This is a genomic window from Rhizobium sp. KNZ14-9A, from assembly GCF_056755015.1.
The window spans coordinates 411,248-435,161 of sequence record NZ_JBPGXB010000002.1 but is presented as its reverse complement, the minus strand read 5'-3'; the positions used below and the strand labels follow the sequence as shown (position 1 = coordinate 435,161).

19 protein-coding genes and 1 pseudogene are annotated in these 23,914 nt (G+C 59.6%); 14 read left to right on the top strand and 6 right to left on the bottom strand.

From position 1 onward, the window contains the following. The first annotated feature begins 141 nt into the window (after nt 1-141). Both aptA and ACR9ZQ_RS08225 read left to right on the top strand, forming a co-directional pair. Nucleotides 142-1,470: an omega-aminotransferase AptA gene (aptA, locus tag ACR9ZQ_RS08230; protein WP_481427516.1), complete on the top strand. Its 1,329-nt coding sequence runs from the start codon at nt 142-144 to the stop codon at nt 1,468-1,470. Between the two features lie 139 nt (nt 1,471-1,609). Beyond that, on the top strand, nt 1,610-2,668 hold the full coding sequence (locus tag ACR9ZQ_RS08225) for an alpha/beta hydrolase family protein (RefSeq protein ID WP_481427515.1): 1,059 nt from the start codon (nt 1,610-1,612) through the stop codon (nt 2,666-2,668). 106 nt (nt 2,669-2,774) lie between these two features. On the opposite strand, the gene ACR9ZQ_RS08220 is transcribed toward ACR9ZQ_RS08225, so the two are convergent. Further along, nucleotides 2,775-3,686, bottom strand: coding sequence for an HD-GYP domain-containing protein (locus ACR9ZQ_RS08220; protein ID WP_310386844.1), 912 nt, complete (start codon nt 3,684-3,686; stop codon nt 2,775-2,777). A 622-nt stretch (nt 3,687-4,308) separates the two neighbouring features. On the opposite strand from ACR9ZQ_RS08220, the gene ACR9ZQ_RS08215 reads away from it, so the two are divergent. After that, nucleotides 4,309-5,412 carry a branched-chain amino acid ABC transporter substrate-binding protein gene (locus ACR9ZQ_RS08215; RefSeq protein WP_481427514.1) on the top strand — a complete coding sequence of 368 codons (1,104 nt, stop codon included), beginning with the start codon at nt 4,309-4,311 and terminating at the stop codon, nt 5,410-5,412. Between the two features lie 117 nt (nt 5,413-5,529). Further along, nucleotides 5,530-7,227 (top strand): adenine deaminase, encoded by a 1,698-nt coding sequence (gene ade, locus ACR9ZQ_RS08210; protein WP_481427513.1) that lies wholly within the window; start codon nt 5,530-5,532, stop codon nt 7,225-7,227. Here ade and bglA read toward each other — a convergent pair. After that, the gene (gene bglA, locus ACR9ZQ_RS08205; protein WP_481427512.1) at nt 7,220-8,869 is read right to left on the bottom strand and encodes a beta-galactosidase BglA; all 1,650 of its coding nucleotides are present in this window, start codon (nt 8,867-8,869) and stop codon (nt 7,220-7,222) included. The genes ade and bglA overlap by 8 nt on opposite strands. Before the next feature lie 376 nt (nt 8,870-9,245). Here bglA and ACR9ZQ_RS08200 point away from each other — a divergent pair, with 376 nt between their 5' ends. The 6 genes and pseudogenes from ACR9ZQ_RS08200 (at nt 9,246) to ACR9ZQ_RS08175 (ending at nt 15,736) form a co-directional block, all read left to right on the top strand. After that, nucleotides 9,246-10,826, top strand: coding sequence for a peptide ABC transporter substrate-binding protein (locus tag ACR9ZQ_RS08200; protein WP_037100156.1), 1,581 nt, complete (start codon nt 9,246-9,248; stop codon nt 10,824-10,826). 48 nt (nt 10,827-10,874) lie between these two features. Next, nucleotides 10,875-11,798: an ABC transporter permease subunit gene (locus ACR9ZQ_RS08195; RefSeq protein WP_310386835.1), complete on the top strand. Its 924-nt coding sequence runs from the start codon at nt 10,875-10,877 to the stop codon at nt 11,796-11,798. Next, nucleotides 11,795-12,712 (top strand): ABC transporter permease, encoded by a 918-nt coding sequence (locus tag ACR9ZQ_RS08190; protein ID WP_007824543.1) that lies wholly within the window; start codon nt 11,795-11,797, stop codon nt 12,710-12,712. The genes ACR9ZQ_RS08195 and ACR9ZQ_RS08190 overlap by 4 nt, the downstream gene beginning before the upstream one ends. A 1-nt stretch (nt 12,713) precedes the next feature. Continuing rightward, nucleotides 12,714-13,733 carry an ABC transporter ATP-binding protein gene (locus ACR9ZQ_RS08185; protein WP_113321966.1) on the top strand — a complete coding sequence of 340 codons (1,020 nt, stop codon included), beginning with the start codon at nt 12,714-12,716 and terminating at the stop codon, nt 13,731-13,733. Then, the gene (locus ACR9ZQ_RS08180; RefSeq protein WP_113321965.1) at nt 13,726-14,712 is read left to right on the top strand and encodes an ABC transporter ATP-binding protein; all 987 of its coding nucleotides are present in this window, start codon (nt 13,726-13,728) and stop codon (nt 14,710-14,712) included. Before ACR9ZQ_RS08185 ends, ACR9ZQ_RS08180 begins: the two co-directional genes overlap by 8 nt. A 113-nt stretch (nt 14,713-14,825) precedes the next feature. Beyond that, nucleotides 14,826-15,736: pseudogene (locus tag ACR9ZQ_RS08175) on the top strand (sugar kinase). Nucleotides 15,737-15,826: 90 nt separating this feature from the next. Here the strand turns inward: ACR9ZQ_RS08175 and gstI are convergent. Then, complete coding sequence (gene gstI, locus ACR9ZQ_RS08170; protein ID WP_113321963.1) at nt 15,827-16,018, bottom strand: glutamine synthetase translation inhibitor GstI; 192 nt, start codon at nt 16,016-16,018, stop codon at nt 15,827-15,829. Nucleotides 16,019-16,445: 427 nt separating this feature from the next. Between gstI and ACR9ZQ_RS08165 the strand changes: the two genes are divergently transcribed. Together ACR9ZQ_RS08165 and ACR9ZQ_RS08160 are read left to right on the top strand one after the other, a co-directional pair. After that, complete coding sequence (locus ACR9ZQ_RS08165) at nt 16,446-17,486, top strand: glutamine synthetase beta-grasp domain-containing protein (RefSeq protein WP_113322021.1); 1,041 nt, start codon at nt 16,446-16,448, stop codon at nt 17,484-17,486. A gap of 246 nt (nt 17,487-17,732) precedes the next feature. Beyond that, nucleotides 17,733-18,911 carry a glycosyltransferase family 4 protein gene (locus ACR9ZQ_RS08160; protein WP_481427511.1) on the top strand — a complete coding sequence of 393 codons (1,179 nt, stop codon included), beginning with the start codon at nt 17,733-17,735 and terminating at the stop codon, nt 18,909-18,911. Nucleotides 18,912-18,914: 3 nt separating this feature from the next. Here ACR9ZQ_RS08160 and ACR9ZQ_RS08155 read toward each other — a convergent pair whose 3' ends face one another. Then, nucleotides 18,915-19,928, bottom strand: a complete 1,014-nt coding sequence (locus ACR9ZQ_RS08155; RefSeq protein WP_481427510.1) for an alpha/beta hydrolase — start codon at nt 19,926-19,928, stop codon at nt 18,915-18,917. 165 nt (nt 19,929-20,093) lie between these two features. Between ACR9ZQ_RS08155 and ACR9ZQ_RS08150 the strand changes: the two genes are divergently transcribed. Together ACR9ZQ_RS08150 and ACR9ZQ_RS08145 are read left to right on the top strand one after the other, a co-directional pair. Beyond that, the gene (locus ACR9ZQ_RS08150) at nt 20,094-20,531 is read left to right on the top strand and encodes a MarR family winged helix-turn-helix transcriptional regulator (RefSeq protein ID WP_439016098.1); all 438 of its coding nucleotides are present in this window, start codon (nt 20,094-20,096) and stop codon (nt 20,529-20,531) included. A 141-nt stretch (nt 20,532-20,672) separates the two neighbouring features. Beyond that, entirely contained in the window at nt 20,673-21,707 is a 1,035-nt protein-coding gene (locus ACR9ZQ_RS08145; protein WP_481427509.1) for a calcium-binding protein, read from the top strand. Between the two features lie 34 nt (nt 21,708-21,741). On the opposite strand, the gene der is transcribed toward ACR9ZQ_RS08145, so the two are convergent. Together der and ACR9ZQ_RS08135 are read right to left on the bottom strand one after the other, a co-directional pair. After that, entirely contained in the window at nt 21,742-23,166 is a 1,425-nt protein-coding gene (gene der, locus ACR9ZQ_RS08140) for a ribosome biogenesis GTPase Der (protein WP_481427508.1), read from the bottom strand. Between the two features lie 15 nt (nt 23,167-23,181). Beyond that, nucleotides 23,182-23,865, bottom strand: coding sequence for a tetratricopeptide repeat protein (locus tag ACR9ZQ_RS08135; protein WP_310386815.1), 684 nt, complete (start codon nt 23,863-23,865; stop codon nt 23,182-23,184). Between the last annotated feature and the right edge of the window lie 49 nt (nt 23,866-23,914).

Here is a 23,914-nt window from a genome sequence, read left to right as displayed (position 1 = left end):
CCCGAAGTGTCCGGCAACGGCAGACAGCGGCGCTTCTTCGGCTTGACGCCTTGCCGGGCGCTGATAATTTGACCGGGCAGTAAAAATAAACGGCGCCAAGCCTTGAACGGGAACGGCCTCCCCAACGGCCAGGAGAACAGCATGTCCAACCGCCTGAATGCAACGCCAAACGACCTTCGCGCCTTTTGGATGCCCTTTACCGCAAACCGTCAGTTCAAGAAGGAACCGCGCCTCTTCGTGAGCGCCAAGGATATGTACTACCAGACCCATGACGGGCGTCAGGTTCTGGACGGTACGGCTGGCCTCTGGTGCGTGAATGCCGGACATTGCCGTCCGAAGATCACCGAGGCGATCAGCGAACAGGCCGGCGAACTCGATTACGCCCCGGCCTTTCAGCTCGGCCATCCCAAGGCTTTCGAGCTCGCCAACCGCCTGGTCGACATCGCGCCGGAAGGATTGGACCACGTCCTCTTCACCAATTCCGGTTCTAAATCGGTGGAAACGGCGCTCAAGGTGGCGCTCGCCTATCACCGCGTGAAGGGCAACGGCTCACGCTTCCGCCTGATCGGCCGCGAGCGTGGCTATCATGGCGTCAACTTTGGAGGCATCTCGGTCGGCGGCATCGTCACCAACCGCAAGATGTTCGGTACCCTGCTGACCGGCGTCGACCACATGCCGCACACCCACCTGCCCGGCAAGAACAACTTCACCCGCGGCGAACCCGAGCATGGCGGCGATATCGCCACCGAACTCGAGCGCATCGTTACCCTGCATGACGCGTCCACGATCGCCGCCGTGATCGTCGAACCGGTCGCTGGCTCCACCGGCGTTCTCATTCCGCCAAAGGGCTATCTGCAGAAGCTGCGCGAGATCTGCACCAAGCACGGCATCCTGCTGATCTTCGACGAAGTCATCACCGGCTTCGGCCGCCTGGGCGCACCCTTCGCTGCTCAATACTACGATGTGAAGCCCGATATCATCACCACCGCCAAGGGCTTGACCAACGGCGTCATCCCGATGGGCGCGGTCTTTGTGACCTCGGAAATCCATGATGCCTTCATGAATGGCCCCGAGCACATGATCGAGTTCTTCCATGGCTATACCTATTCCGGTAACCCGATCGCCTCGGCCGCAGCACTTGCAACGCTCGACACCTACAAGGAAGAGGGCCTGCTGACCCGTGCAGCCGAACTCTCGGACTACTGGGCTGATGCGCTGCATTCGCTGAAGGATTGCCCCAACGTCATCGACATCAGAAATACCGGCCTTATCGGCGCCATCGAACTCGACCCGATCGCCGGTGAGCCGACCAAACGCGCCTTCACGGCCTTCCTCAAGGCTTACGAAAGCGGCCTGCTGATCCGCACGACAGGCGACATCATCGCGCTCTCCCCGCCGCTGATCATCGAGAAGAAGCACATCGACGAACTCTTCGGCAAGCTGCGTACGATCCTGCAGAACAACATCTGAGCTCAATCGTCCCAAGTGAATTCAAGGGCGAGGCTCCGGCCTCGCCCTTTCTTTTGATATCGGCGACCTCAATCGCGTTATCGGTCTCCAGCCTCAGGGATTTCCTCCAGACAGGGCAAATCAACCCAATGGAGATCCCATGCCAAGACTTGCCTTTGTCCTCCCTCTGCTCCTGCTGCTGGTATCGGCAGCACATGCCGGAACCGGTTTCCGCCAAACCACCCTGCCCGGCAAAAACGCCGATCGCCCGATGCATGTCAGCATCTGGTATCCGACCGCGTCTGACGCCACACCGGTCCTTCTCGGCGAAACACCGGCCTTCATCGGCCAACCTGTAATCAAGGATGCCGAACCCATAGCCGGCCCGCATCCGCTGGTCGTCCTCTCCCATGGTTATGGCGGCAGCTGGCGCAACCTCGCCTGGCTTGCGGCCGACCTCGTTGACGCAGGCTATGTCGTCGCCGCACCCGATCATCCCGGCACGACCACATTCGACATGCGAAAGCCCGATACCGTCGAACTGTGGAAGCGCCCCGGCGACCTCAGCCGCACGATCGATGCTCTGCTCGACAATCCCGATCTGACGGGCGGCGTGGCATCCGATCGGATTGCCGCCATCGGCCATTCGCTCGGCGGCTGGACGGTCGTCGAACTGGCGGGCGGCCGCTTCGATGCAGCCAAGGTGACGACGAATTGCGTGGCTGAATTCAGCCCGATCTATTGCAAAATATTCGAGGCGCTCGGCATCGGGCGCGATGCGGCCTCCAATGCGGCGATGGCCGCGGATCTCGGTGATGCGAGGATTCGTGCCGTCGCGACACTCGATCTCGGACCTGGCCGCGGGCTGACACCGGAGAGCCTTGCGGCAATCCATATCCCCCTCATGGTGCTGGGTGCCTCGGCGGATGTCGATGCGGACACGGCAACCGAGGCGGACATAGCCGCCACCAACAAGGATTCCGGTTACCTTGCCCGCTATCTGCCGCCTGCGACCACCACCTACGGCCTTATCCCCGGATCGCTGCATTTCAGCTTCATGCAACCCTGCAAACCGGGCGCCGCCGAACTGATCGAGAAGGAAGCGCCAGGGGAGAGCATCGTCTGCCGGGATGGTGTTGGCGCGGATCGCGGAACAATTCACCAGCAGGTTTCCAGCATGGTCACGGATTTCCTGGGAAAGGCGCTCGCTGATCAATAGAGCAGCTTCCTCATCCTGCGCGCTTTCGGGGAGTCACGGATCACGAAGACATAAGGCCTGCGGCGGATCAGATCCCCGCAGGCCTTATGTGATGAAATAGATACCCTCAGGAAACGGAGGCGATCGACAGGCAGAGGGCGAATTTTTTGACGAGCCGGCGGTCGAAATGCCCTTCATTGGCCAGCATCCAGCTCAGCGCCTCCTTCGCGCTCCACGGAGCCTTGTAGGGGCGCACCGAAGTAACGGCGTCATAGACATCGCAAATCGCGGCAAGACGTGCGTGAAGGCTGATCTCGCCGTGGGACAGCTTGCGCGGATAACCCTTGCCGTCGATCCGTTCATGATGATTGAGGCAAACGTCGAGAACGATTTCCGACATGCCCTCCTGACGCGACAGGATCGCATGCCCTTTTTCCGGATGATCACGGATCAACTGGATCTCGTCTTCGTTCAGGCGCCCTTCCTTGTTGAGTACTTCGAGCGGAATTTCGAGCTTGCCGACGTCGTGCAACAGCCCAGCCGTGCCGAGTGTCTGCACCACTTCCTCATCCAGTCCGAGATGGCGGCTGAAAAGGATCATCAAGGCACTGACCGAAAGGGAATGCAGAAAGGTCACTTCGTCCTTGGACTTCAGCCGGGTAACGCTGATGAAGACGGCGGGGTGGTCATCCATCGATTTGGAAACGGAGGAAATCACCGGCTCGACCTGATCGACGGCGATCCCATCTCCGCCCTGCAGCCGACCGAAGACATTTTCCAGCACCTCCACGGATTTCTGAATGGTCTCACGCGCCGCCTTGACGTCGACCTCGATCTTACGTGAGGTGTTCCTGACATCGAGGCCCTTGGTCGTGTTGATCACGACGCCCGCATCCGCGCACTCGTTAAGCTTCAGCGTATCGCTCTCGCGTCGCAGTAAGAACCGCCGCCGAGATAGAAGAGGATCGTGCCAGATGCCCTCGACCATCTCGATAAACATCCCAGTCCGCACCTGCCTGGCTTCAATACGCTTGAGCATCCAGATATCTGTTCCCGCTATATGCCTGTATCGACAAATCGAATATTTTTTGCGCCGCAACAATATACTAGGGAATGGTAGTATACTGGGATTCTTAGAATCAATTGTTAACTTGCTAAAACAGTAAAACCAAAACAGTGGTCAACGGCGCCATTACCGGATATCTGCTTATCCGCGGCCGTCGATATGCTCTGTCGGGGAAGCTTCGCCTCGACTTTCTGCAAAGGTTGCAAGTCATGCACGACTGAAAGCACGCGATCAAAAAACATCGTCTGACGGTCGCAGATTAGACTGCCCCGATGCGGCCGCGGCAAGTGCGAGGAATGGTCGAGACAAGGCAGACCGAAAATTGCGGGAAATGGACTGAAAAATCAAAAAATCGGGCGCAATCTTTCCAGATTTGGCGAAAACGAACCTGATCTTGTTATCATCTTGCGGAATCTCACCGAAATTCCTAGAAATCTTGCCATGCGCCGCGCGAGCCAAATATGGCCGCTGGGCTCATTGATCGCGCAGCTTTTCCTCGTCCTTGGCACGCTCCCAAAAGGATCGCTGACAAAAGAAACGGCTTTCGCGGCAAGCAACCGGTGGTCGAAGACGACCCTACCCAAGGAGAGAGAACATGACCCTGAAGACTCTGACGGCGACGCTCGTCGCCTCGCTGGCATTTGCGCCGCTCGCACATGCGGATATCGTCATCGGCCTCATCGCACCGCTGACCGGTCCGGTGGCAGCCTATGGTGATCAGGTAAAGAACGGCGCGCAGACCGCCGTCGATGAAATCAACAAGAGCGGCGGCATTCTCGGTGAGAAGGTCGTGCTCGAGCTTGCAGACGACGCCGGCGAACCGAAGCAGGGCGTTTCCGCCGCAAACAAGGTTGTCGCCGACGGCATCCGCTTCGTCGTCGGTCCGGTCACCTCCGGCGTTGCAATCCCGGTTTCCGACGTTCTGGCCGAAAACGGCGTGCTGATGGTCACGCCAACGGCAACCGCGCCTGACCTCACCAAGCGCGGCCTGACCAACGTTCTGCGCACCTGCGGCCGTGACGACCAGCAGGCCGAAGTCGCCGCCAAATATGCTCTGGAACACTTCAAGGACAAGCGCGTCGCCATCATCAACGACAAGGGCGCTTACGGTAAGGGCCTTGCCGACGCCTTCAAGGCGACACTGAACGCAGGCGGCGTCACCGAAGTCATCAACGACTCCATTACGCCCGGCGACAAGGACTTCTCCGCACTCACGACCCGTATCAAGGCCGAAAAGGTCGATCTCGTCTATTTCGGCGGCTACCACCCGGAAGGCGGCCTGCTTGCCCGCCAGTTGCATGACCTATCGGTCAACGCCCAGATCATCGGCGGCGACGGCCTCTCCAACACCGAGTTCTGGTCGATCGGCACGGATGCAGCAGCCGGCACGTTGTTTACCAACGCCTCCGACGCCACCAAGAGCCCGGACTCCAAGGCTGCTGCTGATGCACTGGCCGCCAAGAACATCCCGGCCGAAGCCTTCACGCTCAACGCCTATGCTGCCGTCGAAGTGCTGAAGGCCGGCATCGAGAAGGCCGGTAGTGCCGAGGATGCGGAAGCCGTTGCTGCTGCCCTGAAGGGTGGCGAACAAATCTCGACCGTCATCGGCAAGCTCACCTACGGCGAAACCGGCGACCTCACCTCGCAGAGCTTCTCGCTCTACAAGTGGGAAGGCGGCAAGATCGTTGCTGCCGAGTAATCGAAACGAATGAGACACGCGATCGGGCGCCATTGGCGCCCGGTTTCGTTTGCGGGCATCCAATCCGCAGACGGATGCGCTATAACTCGCGGAATCGATTGTATCGCGAGGATAGTTATGACCGCCAAGCTCGAACGTCTCATCGATCAGGGTGTGGGTCGCATACCGGCCGATATCGTATTGAAAGGCGGACGCTTCTTCGATCTCGTGACGGGTGAACTCGTCCAGTCGGACATTGCCATCGGCGGCGACCGCATCGTCGGCACCTGCGGCAACTATAGCGGTGAGACCGAAATCGATATTTCCGGCAAGATCGTCGTTCCCGGCTTCATCGACACACATCTGCATATCGAATCCTCGCTGGTCACACCGCATGAGTTCGACCGCTGCGTGCTGCCCTATGGCGTGACGACCGTGATCTGCGACCCACATGAGATCGCCAATGTACTTGGTAAGGAAGGCATCGAATTCTTCCTCGCTTCAGCGCTCGAAACGATCATGGATATCCGCGTTCAGCTTTCCTCCTGCGTGCCGGCCACGCATCTGGAAACATCAGGCGCCGATCTGCCGGTCGAAAGCCTCCTGCCCTATCGCGACCATCCCAAGGTCATCGGCCTTGCCGAATTCATGAATTTCCCCGGTGTGATCCACAAGGATCCCGTCTGCATGGCAAAGCTCGATGCTTTCCAAGGAGGTCATATCGACGGGCATGCGCCGCTGCTCTCAGGTAATGATCTCAACGGCTATCTCTCCACCGGCATTCGCACCGAGCATGAATGCACGAGTGCTGTCGAAGCGCTGGAGAAAATTCGCAAGGGCATGCATATCCTCGTGCGCGAGGGCTCCGTCTCCAAGGACCTGCACGCCCTGATGCCGATTATCACCGAACGCCTCTCGTCATACCTCGCGCTCTGCACCGATGACCGCAATCCGCTCGATATCGCCGAGCAGGGCCATCTCGACTACATGATCCGCACGGCGATCGCTGCTGGTGTCGAGCCGCTGGCGATCTACCGGGCCGCCTCGATCTCCGCCGCCCGCGCCTTCGGTCTGCGTGACCGCGGCCTTGTTGCCCCCGGCTGGAGGGCCGACTTCGTCGTTGTCGACAGCCTGGAGAATTGCCGGGCGGAGATGGTCTTCTCGGCCGGCCGCCACGTCACCGACGCGCTGTTTGCCACCCGCAAACCCGTCTCGCCTGTCGGCCTAGACAGCGTCAAGGCGCGGCCGGTCAATGCGGCCCACTTCGGCGTACCCGTCTCGGAAGGCGAAACGCCCGTCATCGGCGTGATGCCCGGCAAGATCATCACCGAGCATCGTCGCTACCGCCTGCCAGCCAGTGGCAACCAGACCACCGTCGACCTCGGGAATGACATCATCAAGGTCGCCGTCATCGAGCGTCATGGCAAGAACGGCAATCACGCGAACGGCTTCGTCCAGGGTTTTGGATTGAAGAAAGGCGCCATCGCATCGACAGTCGGCCATGATAGCCACAATATCTGCGTCGTCGGCGTCAGCGAGGATGACATGGCGCTTGCGGCCAATCGTCTCGGCGAGATCAAGGGCGGCTTCGTCGTCGTCGAAGACGGCAAGGTCACGGGCGAGATTGCCCTGCCGGTCGCCGGCCTGATGAGCCTGGAACCCTATGAGGCGGTGCGCGACACGCTGCATCATCTGCGCAAGGCGGCTTATGCGCTGGGCACGACGCTGGAAGAACCCTTCCTGCAGGTTGCCTTCCTGCCCCTGCCCGTGATCCCCCACTTGAAGATCTCGGACAAGGGGATGGTGGACGTCGATCGCTTCGCGCTGATCAGCTGATACGGGCGCAGAAAGCGTCGAGCGCGTCGAGCTTCACCGCATGATCGCGCGCAACGGCCTTGAACCCCGGCATCGCCAGGGGTTCACCGAGCGACATGCCGGCTGGAAAACGGAACTCCGCGGGCTTGCGCGTCAGGTTGAAGACGAAGAGCAGCTTCTCGCCGCCTTTCTCGCGGACGAAGGCGAGCAGCTCCTGGTTGGTGCCGACGAATTCCATGCTGCCGTCGATCAACACCGGCTGGCTTTTGCGGAATTCCAGCGCGCGCCGGTAATGGTGCAGCACGGAACTGTCATTGTTTTCCTGGGTATCCACGGAAAGCGCCGCCTGTTCGTAGGGCACCGGCAGCCAGCTCTTCTCCGCGCTGGTGAAGCCGGCATGCGCCTTGCCAGCCTCCCATGGCATCGGCGTGCGGCACCCGTCGCGGCCCTTGAAGGCCGGCCAGAAGCGGATGCCATAGGGGTCGCGCAGGTCTTCGAAGGCAAGCTCCGCCTCCGGCAGCCCCAGCTCCTCGCCCTGATAGAGGCAGATCGAACCGCGAAGTGCTGCCAGAACCGAAATCGCCAGCTTGGCGATAACCGGACGCTCCTCTTCCGTCAGCGCGAAACGGCTGACATGGCGGTTGACGTCGTGATTGGAGAAGGCCCAGCAGACCCAGCCGTCCTTCACCATACGCTGGAAACTCTCGACACAGCCGCGGATATGATCTGCCGTGAAGTCCGGACCAAGCAGGTCGAAGGTGTAGCACATATGCAGCTTGTCGCCGCCGGTCGTATAGGCCGCAACAGTCTTCAGCGAGCGCGCACCGTCGCCGACTTCACCGACGGTCGTGCGCCCCTCATATTGGTCGAGCAAAGCCCGAAAGCGCTTGAGGAATTCCAGGTTTTCCGGCTGCGTCTTGTCGTAAAGGTGGTTCTGCATGCCATAGGGATTGCTGTCGGGCGCATCGAGGCCGGGCTGATCCGGGTCTGGCTCATGCGGCGGATTGTCTCGGAGCTGCTTGTCGCAGAAGTAATAATTCACCGTATCCAGCCGAAAACCGTCCACACCGCGGTCGAGCCAGAATTTCACCGTCTGCAGCAGCGCATCCTGAACCGGCTTGCTGTGAAAATTCAGGTCGGGCTGCGAGGTCAGGAAGTTATGCTGGTAATATTGCCGGCGCACGCCGTCCCATTCCCAGCCAGGGCCGCCGAAGATCGACAGCCAGTTGTTCGGCGCTGTCCCATCCGGCTTCGGGTCGGCCCATACATACCAGTCGGCCTTGTCGTTCGTGCGGCTGGAACGGCTTTCCACGAACCATGGATGCCGGTCTGACGTATGAGAGATCACCTGATCGATGATGACCTTTATGCCGAGCCTGTGAGCTTCTGCCATCATCGCGTCGAAATCGTCGAGCGTGCCGAAAATCGGGTCGACGTCGCAATAGTCGGAGACGTCATAACCCATGTCGGCCATGGGTGATTTGAAGAAGGGAGAGAGCCAGATGGCATCGACGCCAAGGCTTGCGATATGGGAGAGGCGCCGGGTTATCCCCTTGAGATCGCCGAGCCCGTCGCCATTCGTATCCTGAAACGATCGCGGATAGACCTGATAGATCACCGCACCGCGCCACCAATCCGCATTCCCGCCTGTCTGCAGCACCATTGACCACCGCCTCCTGCTTCATTTCGCCCGCAACACTAAAGCATGTCGCGCAAAAGTGCGCAGCGGTTTTGCGATAACGACATGCGTAAAACAAAGACTTAAAGCGTGGCAAGCGGATCTGAAAGATCGCGGCGCGCTTTAAGCGGCGAAGCAAAAAACAACAGCGCAATAGCGCATTTGGACTTGAATGATGGACGGTCGCGATCGGACAAAAGGGAGACGCTTATAAGCTTGTCCACACCCGAATGCTACCCACCGGTTTAGGGGTTGCAACGCCAAACCTTTGCGTTAAGGTGCCGTTGACCTGCACGTAACAGGTCAAATCGGGAACAAATGACTAAAGAAAAGGCGAAAAGCCTAGAAAGGTGGACCCAGTATGTCCTTTTTCACGAAAAAATTTCTCGCGTCTGCAATGGTTGGCTCATTGCTCGCATTTTCGGCCCATGCGGCCACGCTGAATATCCATAATGGTGGCGACCCCACCTCGCTGGATCCGCAAAAACTCTCCGGCGACTGGGAAAACCGTATTGCCGGCGACATCTTCGAAGGCCTCGTCACCGAAGACGCCAAGGACAACCCGGTTCCCGGCCAGGCTGAAAGCTGGACCATTTCCCCTGATGGCAAGGTCTACACTTTCAAGCTCCGTGATGGCATCAAGTGGTCCGATGGCCAACCGGTAACGGCCGGCGACTTTGTGTTCGCCTTCCAGCGCCTCATCGATCCGAAAAATGCGGCCGACTACGCCTATCTGCAGTTCACCATCAAGAACGCAGAGAAGATCAATAAGGGCGAGATCACCGATCTGAACGAGCTCGGCGTCAAGGCAATCGATGACAAGACGCTCGAGATCACCCTTGAAAACCCGACCCCTTATTTCATCAACGCCCTGATGCACTACACGGCCTATCCGCTGCCGAAGCATGTCGTCGAGGCCAAGGGTCAGGATTGGGTCAAGATTGGCAACATCGTCACCAACGGTCCGTACAAGCCGACCGAATGGGTCCCCGGTTCGCACGTCACGACCGTCAAGAACGACCAGTATTACGGTGCTAAGGATATCAAGATCGACGGCGCGAAGTTCTTCGTGCTTGAGGATCAGGAAGCCGCGCTGAAGCGTTACCGTGCCGGCGAATTCGACATTCTCACCGACTTCCCGACCGACCAGTACGAGTGGATGAAGAAGAACCTGCCGGGCCAGGCGCATGTCGCCCCCTTCTCCGGCCTCTACTACTACGTCATCAACTCGACCAAGCCGCCCTTCAACGACAAGCGCGTCCGTCAGGCTCTCTCGATGGCGATCAACCGCGAAGTCATCGGCCCGCAGATCCTCGGCACCGGCGAACTGCCGGCTTACTCCTGGGTTCCGCCGGGCACGGCAAATTACGGCGAACCGGCCTACGTTTCGTGGAAGGACCTTCCTTACAAGGACAAGGTTGAAGAAGCCAAGAAGCTTCTGAAGGAAGCCGGCTTCGGCCCGGATCATCCGCTGACCACCGAGCTCAAGTACAACACCAACGACAACCACAAGCGTATCGCCGTCGCGATCGCTTCCATGTGGAAGCCGCTGGGCGTGAATGTTGAGCTCGTCAACGCTGAGACGAAGGTCCACTACGACCAGCTGCAGCGTGGTGAAGTGCAGATCGGACGTGCCGGCTGGCTCGCCGACTACAACGATCCGGACAACTTCCTGAACCTGCTCGTCACGGGCGTTCAGATGAACTACGGCCGCTGGTCGAATGCCGACTATGACAAGCTGATCAAGGACGGCAACGCTCAGACCGATCTGACGAAGCGCGCCGAAATCTTCAAGAAGGCCGAACAGCTCGCGCTGGACGATTCCGCCGCACTTCCGATCTATTACTACGTCTCCAAGAACGTCGTCTCGCCCAAGATCGAGGGCTTCGTCGACAACGTTCAGGACATCCACCGCACCCGCTGGCTGTCCATCAAGGAATAAGGATGAAAGGCTCTTCCCGGTTCTCCCGGGAAGAGCCGCTCCACGCCCATGATCAAATATGCACTCCGTCGATTGCTGTCGACGATCCCCGTTCTGTGGATCGCCGTCACAGCTTGCTTTTTCGTTTTGCGCCTTGCCCCCGGCGGCCCCTTCGATGGCGAAAGGCCATTGCCGCCGGTGATCCTGAAAAACCTTGCGGCCCACTACAATCTGGATAAGCCGCTCATTCAGCAGTACCTGATCTATGTCGGCGACCTGCTGAAAGGTGACCTCGGCCCCTCCTTCGCGAGCGAGGACTTCACCGTCACCCAGCAGATCATGATCGGCCTGCCCTACACCTTCACCATCGGTACGGCTGCCTTCCTGATCGCCATCATCGTCGGCGTGGGTGTCGGCTGTCTTGGGGCGCTCTATCAGAACAAGGCACCGGATTATATTCTGGGTGCCCTTATTCTCGTAGGCGTCGTTCTCCCGAACTTCCTGATCGCGCCCATCATGCAGCTCGTCTTCGGCATCCACCTCGCGTGGTTTCCGGTCGGTGGCTGGGGTGACGGTTCGATCAAATATCTCGTCCTGCCGATTGTCGTTCTGTCCCTGCCGCATGCCGGCCGCATCTCGCGCATCACCCGCGGTTCGATGATCGAGGTGATGAACCAGAACTTCATCCGCACCGCCAAGGCAAAGGGCATCGGTCCGCGCCTGACGGTCATGCGCCACGCGCTGAAGCCCGCCATGATGCCCGTCGTCTCCTATCTGGGCCCGGCGGCAAGTTACCTTCTCACCGGCTCGCTGGTTGTCGAAAGCATCTTCGGATTGCCCGGCATCGGCCGCTATTTCGTCAACGCAGCGCTGAACCGCGATTACGGCATGGTTCTCGGTACGGTCATCTTCTACATGGTGCTGATCGTGTTCCTGAACCTTCTGGTCGACATCGCCTATGCCTGGCTGGACCCGAAAGTGAGAAACAGATGATCCTCAATCCTGCAAAAAGAGAGCTGCTCGCAGCCGAATTGCTGGAAGCGGAAGGCCTGGCTCCGGAAGGCCGCTCGCTGACGAAAGACGCGCTGCGCCGTCTCTCCCGCAACAAGGCGGCAGTCATCTCCATCGGCGTGCTTGTGCTGCTGATCCTCGCTGCCTTCCTCGGCCCGAACTTCATCCCCTTCAACTATGAAGACCCGGACTGGGCCGCCTTCCGCACCCCGCCCTCCTTCGAAAGCGGCCACTATTTCGGCACCGACCCGAACGGCCGCGACCTGCTCGCCCGCGTGCTCTATGGCACGCGCGTTTCGCTGGCCGTGGCGCTGACGGCAACCCTCGTCTCCGTCGTCATCGGCGTGCTCTACGGTGCGGTCTCCGGCTACATCGGCGGCAGGCTGGACTCCATCATGATGCGCTTCGTCGACATCATGTATGCGCTCCCCTACATCCTCTTCGTCATCCTGCTGATGGTCATCTTCGGCCGCAACGTCTACCTGCTCTTTGCGGCGATCGGCGCGCTCGAATGGCTGACCATGGCCCGTATCGTGCGCGGCCAGACCCTGTCGCTCAAGCACCGCGAATTCGTGGAGGCTGCCCGCGCTTCGGGTCAGAAGCCCTTCAAGATCATCACCAAGCACATCATCCCGAACCTCGTCGGCCCCGTCGTCATCTTCGCCGCCCTGACCGTGCCTGAGATCATCGCGACCGAGAGCTTCCTTTCCTATCTCGGTTTCGGCGTTCAGGAACCGCTGACCTCGCTCGGCACACTGATTGCCGAAGGCACCGACGCCATGGAAAGCATGCCCTGGCTGCTGATTTTCCCGGCAAGCTTCCTCGTGGCCCTGCTGCTGAGCCTGCTCTTCATCGGCGACGGCCTGCGCGATGCGTTCGACCCGAAGGATCGATAGGATGACCCCAGAAAATCAAAAAGAAAAACAGAACGATATCCTTCTCGAACTGAAGGACTATTCGATCACCTTCGAAACGCCCGAGGGGCAGGTGAAGGCGGTCTCCAACATGAACCTGACGGTGCGCCGCGGCGAGCGCATCGCCATCGTCGGCGAATCCGGTTCGGGCAAGAGCCAGACCTTCCTCGGCATCATGGGCCTGCTCGCCAAGAACGGTAAAACGACCGGTCAGGCTCTGCTCGAAGGCAAGGACGTGCTGGCGCTTAAACCCCGTGAGCTCGACCATGTCCGCGGCAAGGATATGGCCATGGTCTTCCAGGACCCGATGACGGCGCTGAACCCGTCGCTCCGGATTTCCCGGCAGTTGACGGAACAGCTTGAGATTCATCGCGGCTTTACCGCCAAGGCGGCCTCTGCCGCGGCTCTGGAGATGTTGAAGCGCGTCGGCATTCCCGATCCGACACGCCGTTTCAATCTTTATCCGCACGAGCTCTCGGGCGGCATGCGCCAGCGCATCGTCATTGCCATGGCGCTGCTCACCAAGCCGAAACTGCTGATCGCCGACGAGCCGACCACGGCGCTCGACGTGACCATCCAGGCCCAGATCCTGGATCTCTTCAATGATCTGACGGCCGAAATGAACACGGCGCTTCTGATGATCACCCACGACCTCGGCGTCGTCGCGGGTCTCGCAGACAGGGTTGCCGTCATGTATGCCGGCCGCATCGTCGAGGAAGCTCCGGTCGATGAGCTCTTCGAAAACCCGGCCCACCCCTATACGGCCGCACTCCATGCTTCGATCCCGCGCCCGGACCAGGACGTCGACGACCTCGTCGTCATTCCCGGCCGCCCGCCGAACCTGCAGCACCTGCCGAAGGGCTGCAATTTCTCGCCGCGCTGTTCGCAGGTCCAGGACGATTGCATCGACCGCCCGCCGCAGCTTCAACAGCAGGGGGCAAATCATTGCGCCGCCTGTTTCCATCCCTTCCCCCGCCGCGAGGAGTTGCTGATCCATGGCTGAACGCTCGCTTCTGAGGGTCGAGAACCTGACAACCCAGTTCGAGATCCCCTCGAAATCCTTCTTCAAACCGCCGCTGATGCTGACGGCCGTCAACAATGTCAGCTTCGATCTCGCCGAAGGCCGCACGCTTGGCATTGTCGGTGAATCCGGCTGCGGCAAGTCGACGCTCGGCCGCTCTATCCTGCGTCTTCTGAAGGCACAGAAGGGCCGTATCCTCTGGCAGGGCCGCAACCTGCTCGATCTGACGGATGAGGAAATGCGTGCCGCACGCCGCGACATGCAGATTATCTTCCAGGATCCGATCGCCTCGCTCGATCCGCGCATGACGGTCGGCGATATCATTGCCGAGCCGCTCACCGTCTTCGAGCCGAAGCTGACAAGGTCTCAGCGTCTTGAGCGCGTGCGGGAGATCATGACCGCCGTCGGTCTGGTGCCGGAAATGATCAACCGTTATCCGCACGAATTCTCGGGCGGTCAGGCGCAGCGCATCGGCATCGCCCGCGCTGTCGTCACCCGGCCGAAGCTCATCATCTGCGACGAACCGGTCTCCGCTCTCGACGTGTCGATCCAGGGCCAGGTCATCACGCTGCTTCGCAAGCTGCGCAAGGAGTTCGGCCTGACGCTGATCTTCATCAGCCACGACCTCTCGGTCGTACGTCTGATCTCGGATGACGTGCTGGTGCTCTATCTTGGCAAGGTCGTGGAAGCCGGTGATTGCGCGACCGTCTTCGAACACCCGGCCCATCCCTACACGCAGGCGCTCTTCTCGGCAGCTCCGATCCCGGATCCTAAACTTGCGCGCCTGCGCAGCCGCATCCGACTGCAGGGGGACCCGCCCTCGCCGCTCAATCCGCCGAAGGGCTGCGTCTTTTCGCCCCGCTGCTGGAAGGCGACGGATATCTGCCGCACCGAGATGCCGCCGACGGAACTGGTTCGTCCCGGCCAGACGGCTGCCTGCTATCATATGGACAGGCCCTGACCTGAATTCCCCATCGCCCCGGCATCGGGGCGATGGACTTTCCGCTTTCGTTGACTTGTCTCATCCCGCCTCTTCGCGTATCCGCAAGAGCAGAAAAAATCCGGGAGGATGGCTTGAGCGGACGGTTTCTGTCGATCGGCGAATGCATGGTGGAGCTCTCGCAGGCGGGTGAAGGCCTGCTGCGGAAAGGCTTTGCCGGCGATACTTTCAACACCGCATGGTATGCCCGCGCCTGCCTGCCCCCGCCTGGTCGGTCGATTACTTCACCGCGCTCGGCGATGATCCGATGTCCGACGAGATGGTCGCCTTCATGGGCAAGGCCGGCATCGGCACGGATCTCATCCGCCGCATCAAGGGCAAGACGCCCGGCCTTTACATGATCAATCTGAGGAACGGCGAGCGCTCCTTCAGCTACTGGCGCGACAGTTCGGCCGCCCGCAGCCTCGCGACCGATCCCGACCGCCTGCGCGAAGCAGTGGAAAGTGCCGATGTCGTCTATTTCTCCGGCATCACGCTCGCCATCCTCTCCCAAGACGATGCCGAGACGCTGCTCGCGGAAATCCGCCGTGCTAAGGCCATCGGCAAATTCGTCGTCTTCGATCCCAACATTCGCCCGCGCCTATGGTCGAGCTACGACGTGATGCACATCACAATCAATGAAGGCGCACGTTCCTCCTCGCTGGTCATGCCGAGCTTCGATGATGAGGCCGCCCATTTCGGAGACGCTTCCATCGACGCCACCATTGCGCGCTATCTTGCGCTTGGTGCCTCGCATGTCGTCGTCAAGAACGGCGCCGAAGGTGCAACGCTGAGCTTCGCCAACGAGAAAGCTTACGTGCCGGCGGAAAAGGTCAAAAAGGTCGTCGACACGACGAGCGCGGGCGACAGTTTCAACGGCGCATTCCTTGCTCATTATCTGGAAAACCGGGACGCCCCGGCAGCCGCTCGCTTCGGGGCTAAAATCGCCGCCCGCGTGGTCAGCGAACATGGCGCACTCGTGCCGAAGGAAAAGCTCGGCCTCTGATATCATGATGAAGCCTGCGCATGTCGCTTATCGCGCGGCCACGCGCAGGCCGGCCCCCGCCTAAGCGGTCATTCATCATCGATCGTCAGATCAGGAATTGGGCTTCTTGTCGTCGGCGCGAACGGCTTCGTCGTGATACCAGCAGCTGTCGAGCGCAGCGTCACACACATCAGCGGCCTCCCGCTCCATCATGCGAAAGCGCTCGAAGCGGTTCTGTGCCTGAACGGCCTTGACGGGAAACTGGTAGATTGTCGCGGATTCACGATGGAAACCGATTGCCATGAGATAGCCTTTCTTCAGTTCGGCCTATCAACATTCACGGTCTGTATAATAGCACAATGCACATAGTTTATGCAAATTGCACAAAATAACAGCATTGTTGCAATTATAAACGATCGATGCAGCATTTCCTGATTAAGCTTGCGCTGATTTGTTTAAAACTTCATCCGTCAGCCTCAACGCCAGAATTTTCATCTGGTTCCAACGCGGAAAATGCTCATCTCTAAGCGGGATAGCCATATACCGGCTCCATCCGCCTCCTGCCGCGTCCGCTCCGAAATTGCGATCGCGGGATGATTCGTAAATTTTTTATGTCGACCGCCCGATCTGGCACGCTACGTGCTTCACAAGAGGCATCCCCTGGCGGGAGAGCGCACCCTTGCGTCTACTGCCTCAGGATTTGCTCAAGTTCGCAGCAGAGAGAGTTGCGATGACAAAGTATAAGCTCGAGTATATTTGGCTCGATGGGTACACCCCGGTACCGAACCTGCGTGGCAAGACGCAGATCAAGGAATTCGATAGTTTCCCGACGCTCGAACAGCTCCCGCTCTGGGGCTTCGATGGTTCGTCGACGATGCAGGCTGAAGGCCGCAGCTCTGACTGCGTGCTGAAGCCGGTTGCCATCTATCCCGATCCGGCCCGCACCAACGGTGTGCTCGTCATGTGCGAAGTCATGATGCCGGATGGCGTGACACCGCATGCAAGCAACGCGCGTGCGACCATCCTCGACGACGAGGATGCCTGGTTCGGCTTCGAGCAGGAATATTTCTTCTACGAGAATGGCCGTCCGCTCGGCTTCCCGGAGAGCGGCTACCCGGCTCCGCAGGGTCCTTACTACACCGGCGTCGGCTACTCGAATGTCGGCTCGGTTGCCCGCGAAATCGTTGAAGAGCACCTCGACCTCTGCCTGGCTGCCGGCATCAACCACGAAGGCATCAACGCCGAAGTGGCTAAGGGCCAGTGGGAATTCCAGATTTTCGGCAAGGGCTCCAAGAAGGCCGCCGACCAGATCTGGATGGCGCGCTACCTGCTGCAGCGCCTGACCGAAAAATACGGCATCGACATCGAGTATCACTGCAAGCCGCTCGGCGACACCGACTGGAACGGTTCGGGCATGCATTGCAACTTCTCGACCAAGTTCATGCGCGAAGTCGGCGGCAAGGCCTATTTCGAAGCGCTGATGGCGCAGTTCGACAAGAACCTGATGGACCACATCAACGTTTACGGCCCCGACAACGACAAGCGTCTGACCGGCAAGCACGAGACGGCTCCGTGGAACAAGTTCTCCTACGGCGTTGCTGACCGTGGCGCCTCGATCCGTGTTCCGCATTCCTTCGTCAAGAACGACTACAAGGGCTACCTCGAAGATCGCCGCCCGAACTCCCAGGGCGACCCCTACCAGATCGCTTCGCAGGTTCTGAAGACCATCTCGGAAGTCCCGACTTCCGGTTTCGCTTCGGCTGCAGCCTAAGTTTTACTGCGGCGCCGACTTCCCCGTCGGCGCCGTTCCTTTTCAAGGCGCAAACGCCTTTCGGCCATTCATCGCCGACATAATTGCTGGCCCCGGCTGCCGTAAGTTCCTGTAAATACTCGTACAGGGCTGTAATATTTCCATCATGCACTTCCGCCAAAATAAGAATGCGGGAATCGCCATTCCGGAAACCCCGCCAGGGGTTGTGCGTTGCCAAAACTAAGCGACGCTGATGGAAATGGAAACATGCTGCAACGTCCGTCAAATTCATATAGCGGCGAAAGCTGGGCTAGTGCCGCTGGGGCTGTGCCGGAGCGGCTTGTGATCGTCACCGATGCTTGGCATCCGCAGGTCAATGGCGTCGTCCGCTCGATCGAAAACACCAATCGCGAACTGGCCAGGATGGGCGTCGAAGTCTCGATGGTGACGCCCGAGCGTTTCGCCAGCATCCCCTGCCCCACCTACCCTGAGATCCGCCTGTCGATCGCCTGGTACCGCCGCGTCGCCCGCGAGATCGAAAAGCACAATCCTTCCTACGTCCACATCGCGACGGAAGGCCCGCTCGGCCTGTCGGCGCGGCGGTGGTGCATCCGCAAGCGCATGCCCTTTTCCACCAGCTACCACACCCGCTTTCCGGAATATGTGTCGGCTCGCCTGCCGATCCCCGAGAGCTGGCTCTACGCCTTCGTGCGCTGGTTCCATAATGGCGGCGCCGGCTGCATGGTGGCGACGCCCAGCCTTGCCCGCGAACTGGCTGCCAAGGGGCTCAAGAACCTGATGCCCTGGAGCCGCGGCATCGATGCCACGCAATTTCATCCGATGCCGCAGGAGGAAAAGCCCTTCGGCCTTCCCCGGCCGATTTTCATGACAGTCGGCCGCGTGGCATTGGAAAAGAACCTGCCGGCCTTTCTGGATCTCGATCTGCCCGGCTCGAAAGTGGTGGTCGGCGACGGCCCCGCACGCGCCGAACTCGAAGAACGCTATCCGGATGTGCATTTCACCGGCGTGAAATTCGGCGAAGAACTGGCAAATGCCTATGCGCAGGCCGATGTCTTCGTCTTCCCGTCGCTGACGGATACGTTCGGCAACACCATTCTGGAGGCGCTTGCATCAGGCGTCCCGGTCGCGGCCTATCCCGTTACCGGCCCGCTGGATATCATCGGCGAAGAAAGCGTTGTCGGCGCGCTGGACGAGAACCTGCAGGCTGCCTGCATTGCTGCCCTCTCCAGCTCGCGGGAGAAGGCACGCGAGCTTGCCCTGCAATATTCCTGGGAAGCGGCAACGCTGCAATTCATCAACAATATCCGCGCCGCCAACGGCGTCATCACGCCGAAATGGAAGAAGGCGTGGCAATATGCCACCAAATCCCTTCCAAGAAGCAGAAAGCCCGGCGATACCGCCGGGCCTCTCTCTTCAGCTGATTGACCCTTACTTGTGAAGCGCGGCGCGCAGCGTATCGTTGGCGACGGAGATGGCGCCACGCACGGCCGGCGTTTCGGCAATCGCATTCAAGAGCACGAAATCGTGGATCGTGCCGTTGTAGCGGATCGATGTGACCTTCACGCCGGCCTGAGTGAGCTTGCGGCCATAGGCTTCGCCTTCATCGCGCAGCACGTCGTTTTCATCGGTGATGATGAGGGCCGGCGGCAGGCCGTTCAACTGCTCGAGTGAGGCCTGCAGCGGCGAAGCGGTCGGATCCTTGCGCTTGGCTTCGTCCGGCAGGTAAGCGTTCCAGAACCACTTCATGGCCTCCCTGGTCAGCCACGGGCCATTGGCGAACTGGTTGTAGGAGCCAGTGTCGAAATTAGCGTCGGTGACAGGGTAGAACAGCACCTGCTGGTCGATAGCAGGACCGCCACGTTCCTTGGCAAGCAGCGTCACGACAGCCGCCATATTGCCTCCGACGCTATCGCCGGCAACGGCAAGACGGCTTGCATCCACGTGGAATTCCTTGGCATGATCGGCGACATATTTGGTGGCGGCATAAGCCTGTTCGATGGCGATCGGGTAACGCGCTTCCGGCGAACGATCATAGTCGACAAAGACGACAGCGGCTTTCGCGCCATTGGCAATTTCGCGCACCAGCCTGTCATGTGTATCGGCATCGCCCAATACCCAGCCGCCGCCATGGAAATACATAATCACAGGCAATGTGCCCTTAGCGCCCTCAGGGCGGACGACGCGCAGCTTGACACTGCCCGTCGGGCCGACCTTGATCACCTTGTCCTCTTCCTGGGCCGCCAACTTCTTGACGTCGCCCTTCTGGGCGCCGGCGAGAATGTTGCGGGCATCGCCGGGCGAGAACGTGTAGATCGGCTTGGAGCCGGCCAGGCTATCGATGAATTTCTGCGTTGTCGGTTCCAGTACCGGATCGGCAAACGCTCCAATGGCGGAAGCTGCCAGGATTGCTGCTGCGGAAACTGCGGTCTTGATCGTCGACATTGTCGTGTCCTCTTCGGGTTTGTTGCGTTCGTCCTGAACACAACATTTATATCGCACACGACTAATTATCGTGCGATATAAATTATTACATAACTGCCATGCATTAAAAGCGGCTACGATTATTTATCGCACGATATAATATCCGGCGGTTTTGGAGATCGTGCCATGTCGAACCAACTGAAACTCGACAGTTTCATCTGCTTTGCCGTCTATACCGCAAGCCACGCCTTTAACCGCGTCTACAAGCCTCTGCTGGACGAACTCGGTCTCACCTATCCGCAATATCTGGCGATGGTTTCCCTTTGGGAAGAAGACGGCCAGACAGTCGGCGGCCTCGGCGAAAAGCTCTTCCTGGAATCGAGCACGCTGACCCCTCTCCTCAAACGCTTGGAAACGGCAGGCTACATCCGCCGCGAACGCAGCAGGCAGGACGAGCGCGTCGTCGTGCTTCGCCTGACGGAGGAAGGCAAGCGTCTGAAGGAAAGAGCTGAGACCGTGCCGGGTTGCATCATCGACGCAAGCGGCCGCGACACGGATCAACTTGCACGGCTGCAGGCGGAAATCATCGCTCTGCGGGAAGCGCTGAATAAGAGCACCACATAAAAGAACAATTTTTCATTGCATATAGAAATTGCAATTTCAGGTCGAAATTGTTAACAGTTGGTTACCTTTCTGGGCATGAAGCCAAACGCTCGCTTAGTCCCGACATCAATGTTGATGGCCGGGCTGAAAGGAAACCGTTCAATGACGACCATCCTTCCCCTTAACCTCTCAGCTCTCACCATTTTGCGTGACTCGCGTCAGCCGGGATATGAAGACGCAGCTCAAGACACGGCGCGACGTATTCTTGCATCTTATATGGTCAATGATGAAGCATTGGCGAACGCCCTCAAAACGATCAGCGAGACGCTCTTTGGCAACGGAAACACGTCCGCCGGCGAAGATGGTTCAACGATCAACGGCAGCAACAACAGCGATAAGATTCGCTCGGGTTCGCGGAGCACGGTCAACGGTGGTGCGGGCGACAACTCCATACATGCGGGGCACAACAGTGTCGTTAAGGGCGGGGCCGGCAGGGACATAATTCTTGGCGACACAGAGACCACGATTGATGGCGGCGACGGTGACGATATCCTCGTTAGCGGCCCCGACTACGGCGTGGCCGACAGCCCTATGCGCGGAGGGAAAGGCAACGACGTGCTAACTGTCGGCAATGATACCAGCGCCGATGGTGGCGACGGCGACGATATCATAATCGCCGGCTGCAATGCGACGATCTATGAGCGACTTATCAGCGGCGGCGCAGGTAACGACATCATCACCACTAAATATTACAGCGCTGTGGATGGCGGTACGGGCGACGACAGGATCGAGACAGGGGACAAAAGCTCGGCCAAAGGCGGCTCGGGCAACGATATCATTAGTAGCGACTACGAAAGCACGATCGAAGGCGGCAAGGGCAATGACACCATTACTGCGACAGCGGATTCAACCATCCGTTTTTCTGCAGGGGATGGTGAGGATAGCATCAAGCTTCGGGGTGAAAACAACACCATAGCGCTTGGTCCGGGTCTCGCGGCCGCCAATACCATCATCTCGGTATCTGGCGATAAGACAACGATCACTTTCGCCGGCTCTACTGACAAGATCACAGTCGATACACGGTCGATACGCTCTTTTGCGATCAGCTTTGCAGATGGCACGACACAGCAGATCGGCAGACTGTACCCAGTACGCCCTGCACCATCTTCCTTTGCTCAAGCCTACGCCGAGCATTGACTGCTCCGCTATATCAGCAAGCGACAGAAGCGGACTAAGTCCGCCTCTTCTTGCCCTCAAACGGATTGTCCGGCGACCGGTAGTGGATCCGGATCGGTACGCTCGGCATATCGAAATCCGCCCGCAACCCGTTGATCAGATAGCGTGTATAGGATTCAGGCAGGGCATCGGAACGGGTACAGGACACCATGAAGGCCGGCGGGCGCGCCTTTACCTGCGTCATATATTTGAGCTTGATGCGGCGACCGGAAACGGCCGGTGGCGGATGCTGGACCTGCTGCTGCTCCAGCCAGCGATTGAGCTTGGCGGTGGAGATGCGCTTGTTCCAGACACGGTCCGTATCGATGATCGACTGCATGAGCTTGTCGAGCCCCCAGCCTGTCTGGCCAGAGATCGGCACGGCGCGGATGCCGCGCGCCTGCGGCAGCAGCCGGTCGGTCTTTTCGCGCAGGTCAGCAAGCACGGCCTGGCGATCCTCGATCATATCCCACTTGTTGAAAGCAAGCACGGCCGCGCGGCCTTCGCGCAGCACGAGATCGACGATATGCAGATCCTGCTTCTCGAAGGGGATCGTCGCGTCGAAGACGATGACGACGGTCTCGGCAAAGCGGATGGCGCGCAGCCCATCGGCAACGGAAAGCTTTTCCAGCTTCTCGATCACCTTGGCCTTGCGGCGCATGCCGGCCGTATCGAACATCTTGATGGTACGTCCGCGCCAATCCCATTCAACGGAGATGGAATCGCGGGTGATGCCGGCTTCCGGCCCCGTCAGCAGCCGGTCTTCGCCGAGGAAGCGATTGATCAGCGTCGATTTGCCGGCATTAGGACGGCCGACAATTGCCACGCGCAGCGGCTTGGTGTCGTCATAGGCGGGCTCTTCGTCTTCTTCGCCCTCTTCACCGGTCGGCTGCGGCAGATCGACGTCGGTGATGGCAACGTCGTCTTTCGATGGATAAGCGACATCCTCGCCGAGCGCAGCAACGATGGCGTCGCGCAGATCGAGCATGCCCTGCCCATGTTCGGCCGAAATCGGCACGGGTTCGCCAAGCCCCAGCGAATAGGCATCGTAGAAACCGCTGTCGGAACCGCGCGCCTCAGACTTGTTGGCAACGAGCACAACCGGCTTGCCGCGACGGCGCAGCATTTCGCCGAGCGCCGTATCGACCGGCGTCAGACCGGTTTTGGCATCGACGACGAAGAGCGATAGATCGGCCTCGTCGATTGCCGTTTCCGTCTGCTGGCGCATGCGGCCCTGCAGGCTCTCATCCGTCATCTCTTCGAGGCCTGCCGTATCGACAATTGTAAAACGCAGGTCGATTAGCCGCGCTTCACCCGGACGGCGGTCGCGGGTCACGCCCGGCGTGTCATCGACAAGCGCAAGCTTCTTCCCCACCAGCCGGTTGAAAAGCGTCGACTTGCCGACATTCGGGCGTCCGACGATGGCGACCGTAAAACTCATTATTTTCCCTTAAGCTCAGCCCTGCGCGGCGGGCGCCTTGCCGGATGCGGTGATGAGATCAAGCATCATATGGGCACGATTGGCAACACCGCGCGGGCTGTCCACATCGTCGACGATCGACTGGAACCACTGACGCGCCTGCGCCATGTTGCCGGCCTTGTAGGCTGCAAGACCGAGAGCCTCGCGCGCCGAGTGGCGGAAGGCATTGCCCGGAACGGCCATTTCCTCGACGGCGGCAGAAACCTGCTCATAGGTGCCGTTTTCGATCAGCAGCCAGCCGGCGCGCATCTTGGCGGCGTCCTGCACGGCAGCCGGAACGGACGTGTCCTTGGCAATGGACTGGAAGGATGCAATCGCACCGGCATTGTCGCCCTTCTGCGACTGGACGGTCGCGGCGCGCATGCGCGCCAGGACCGGGTAAGCGCCGTGGCCTTCCTTCTCCAGCTTGTCGAGAGCGGCGAGCGCCTCGTCAGTCTTGTTCTCGTCGGCAAGCTTCATCGCCGCCAGGAACTGGTCGCCGGCGCCGGAGGAACGGGTATTGTCCCAATATTCGTAGGCGACCTTGCCGATGGTTCCGAGCACGATGAGAACGGCAATGGCAATGATATAGCGGCCAAACCGGCGCACCGCGCCCTTCATCTGGTCGGAACGCAGTTCCTCATTGACTTCACGAATGAAGCTATCGTCGTTGAATGCCATTCTCGTCTCCGGCCGCGGATACCCATATACAATGCAAAACGCACATTGT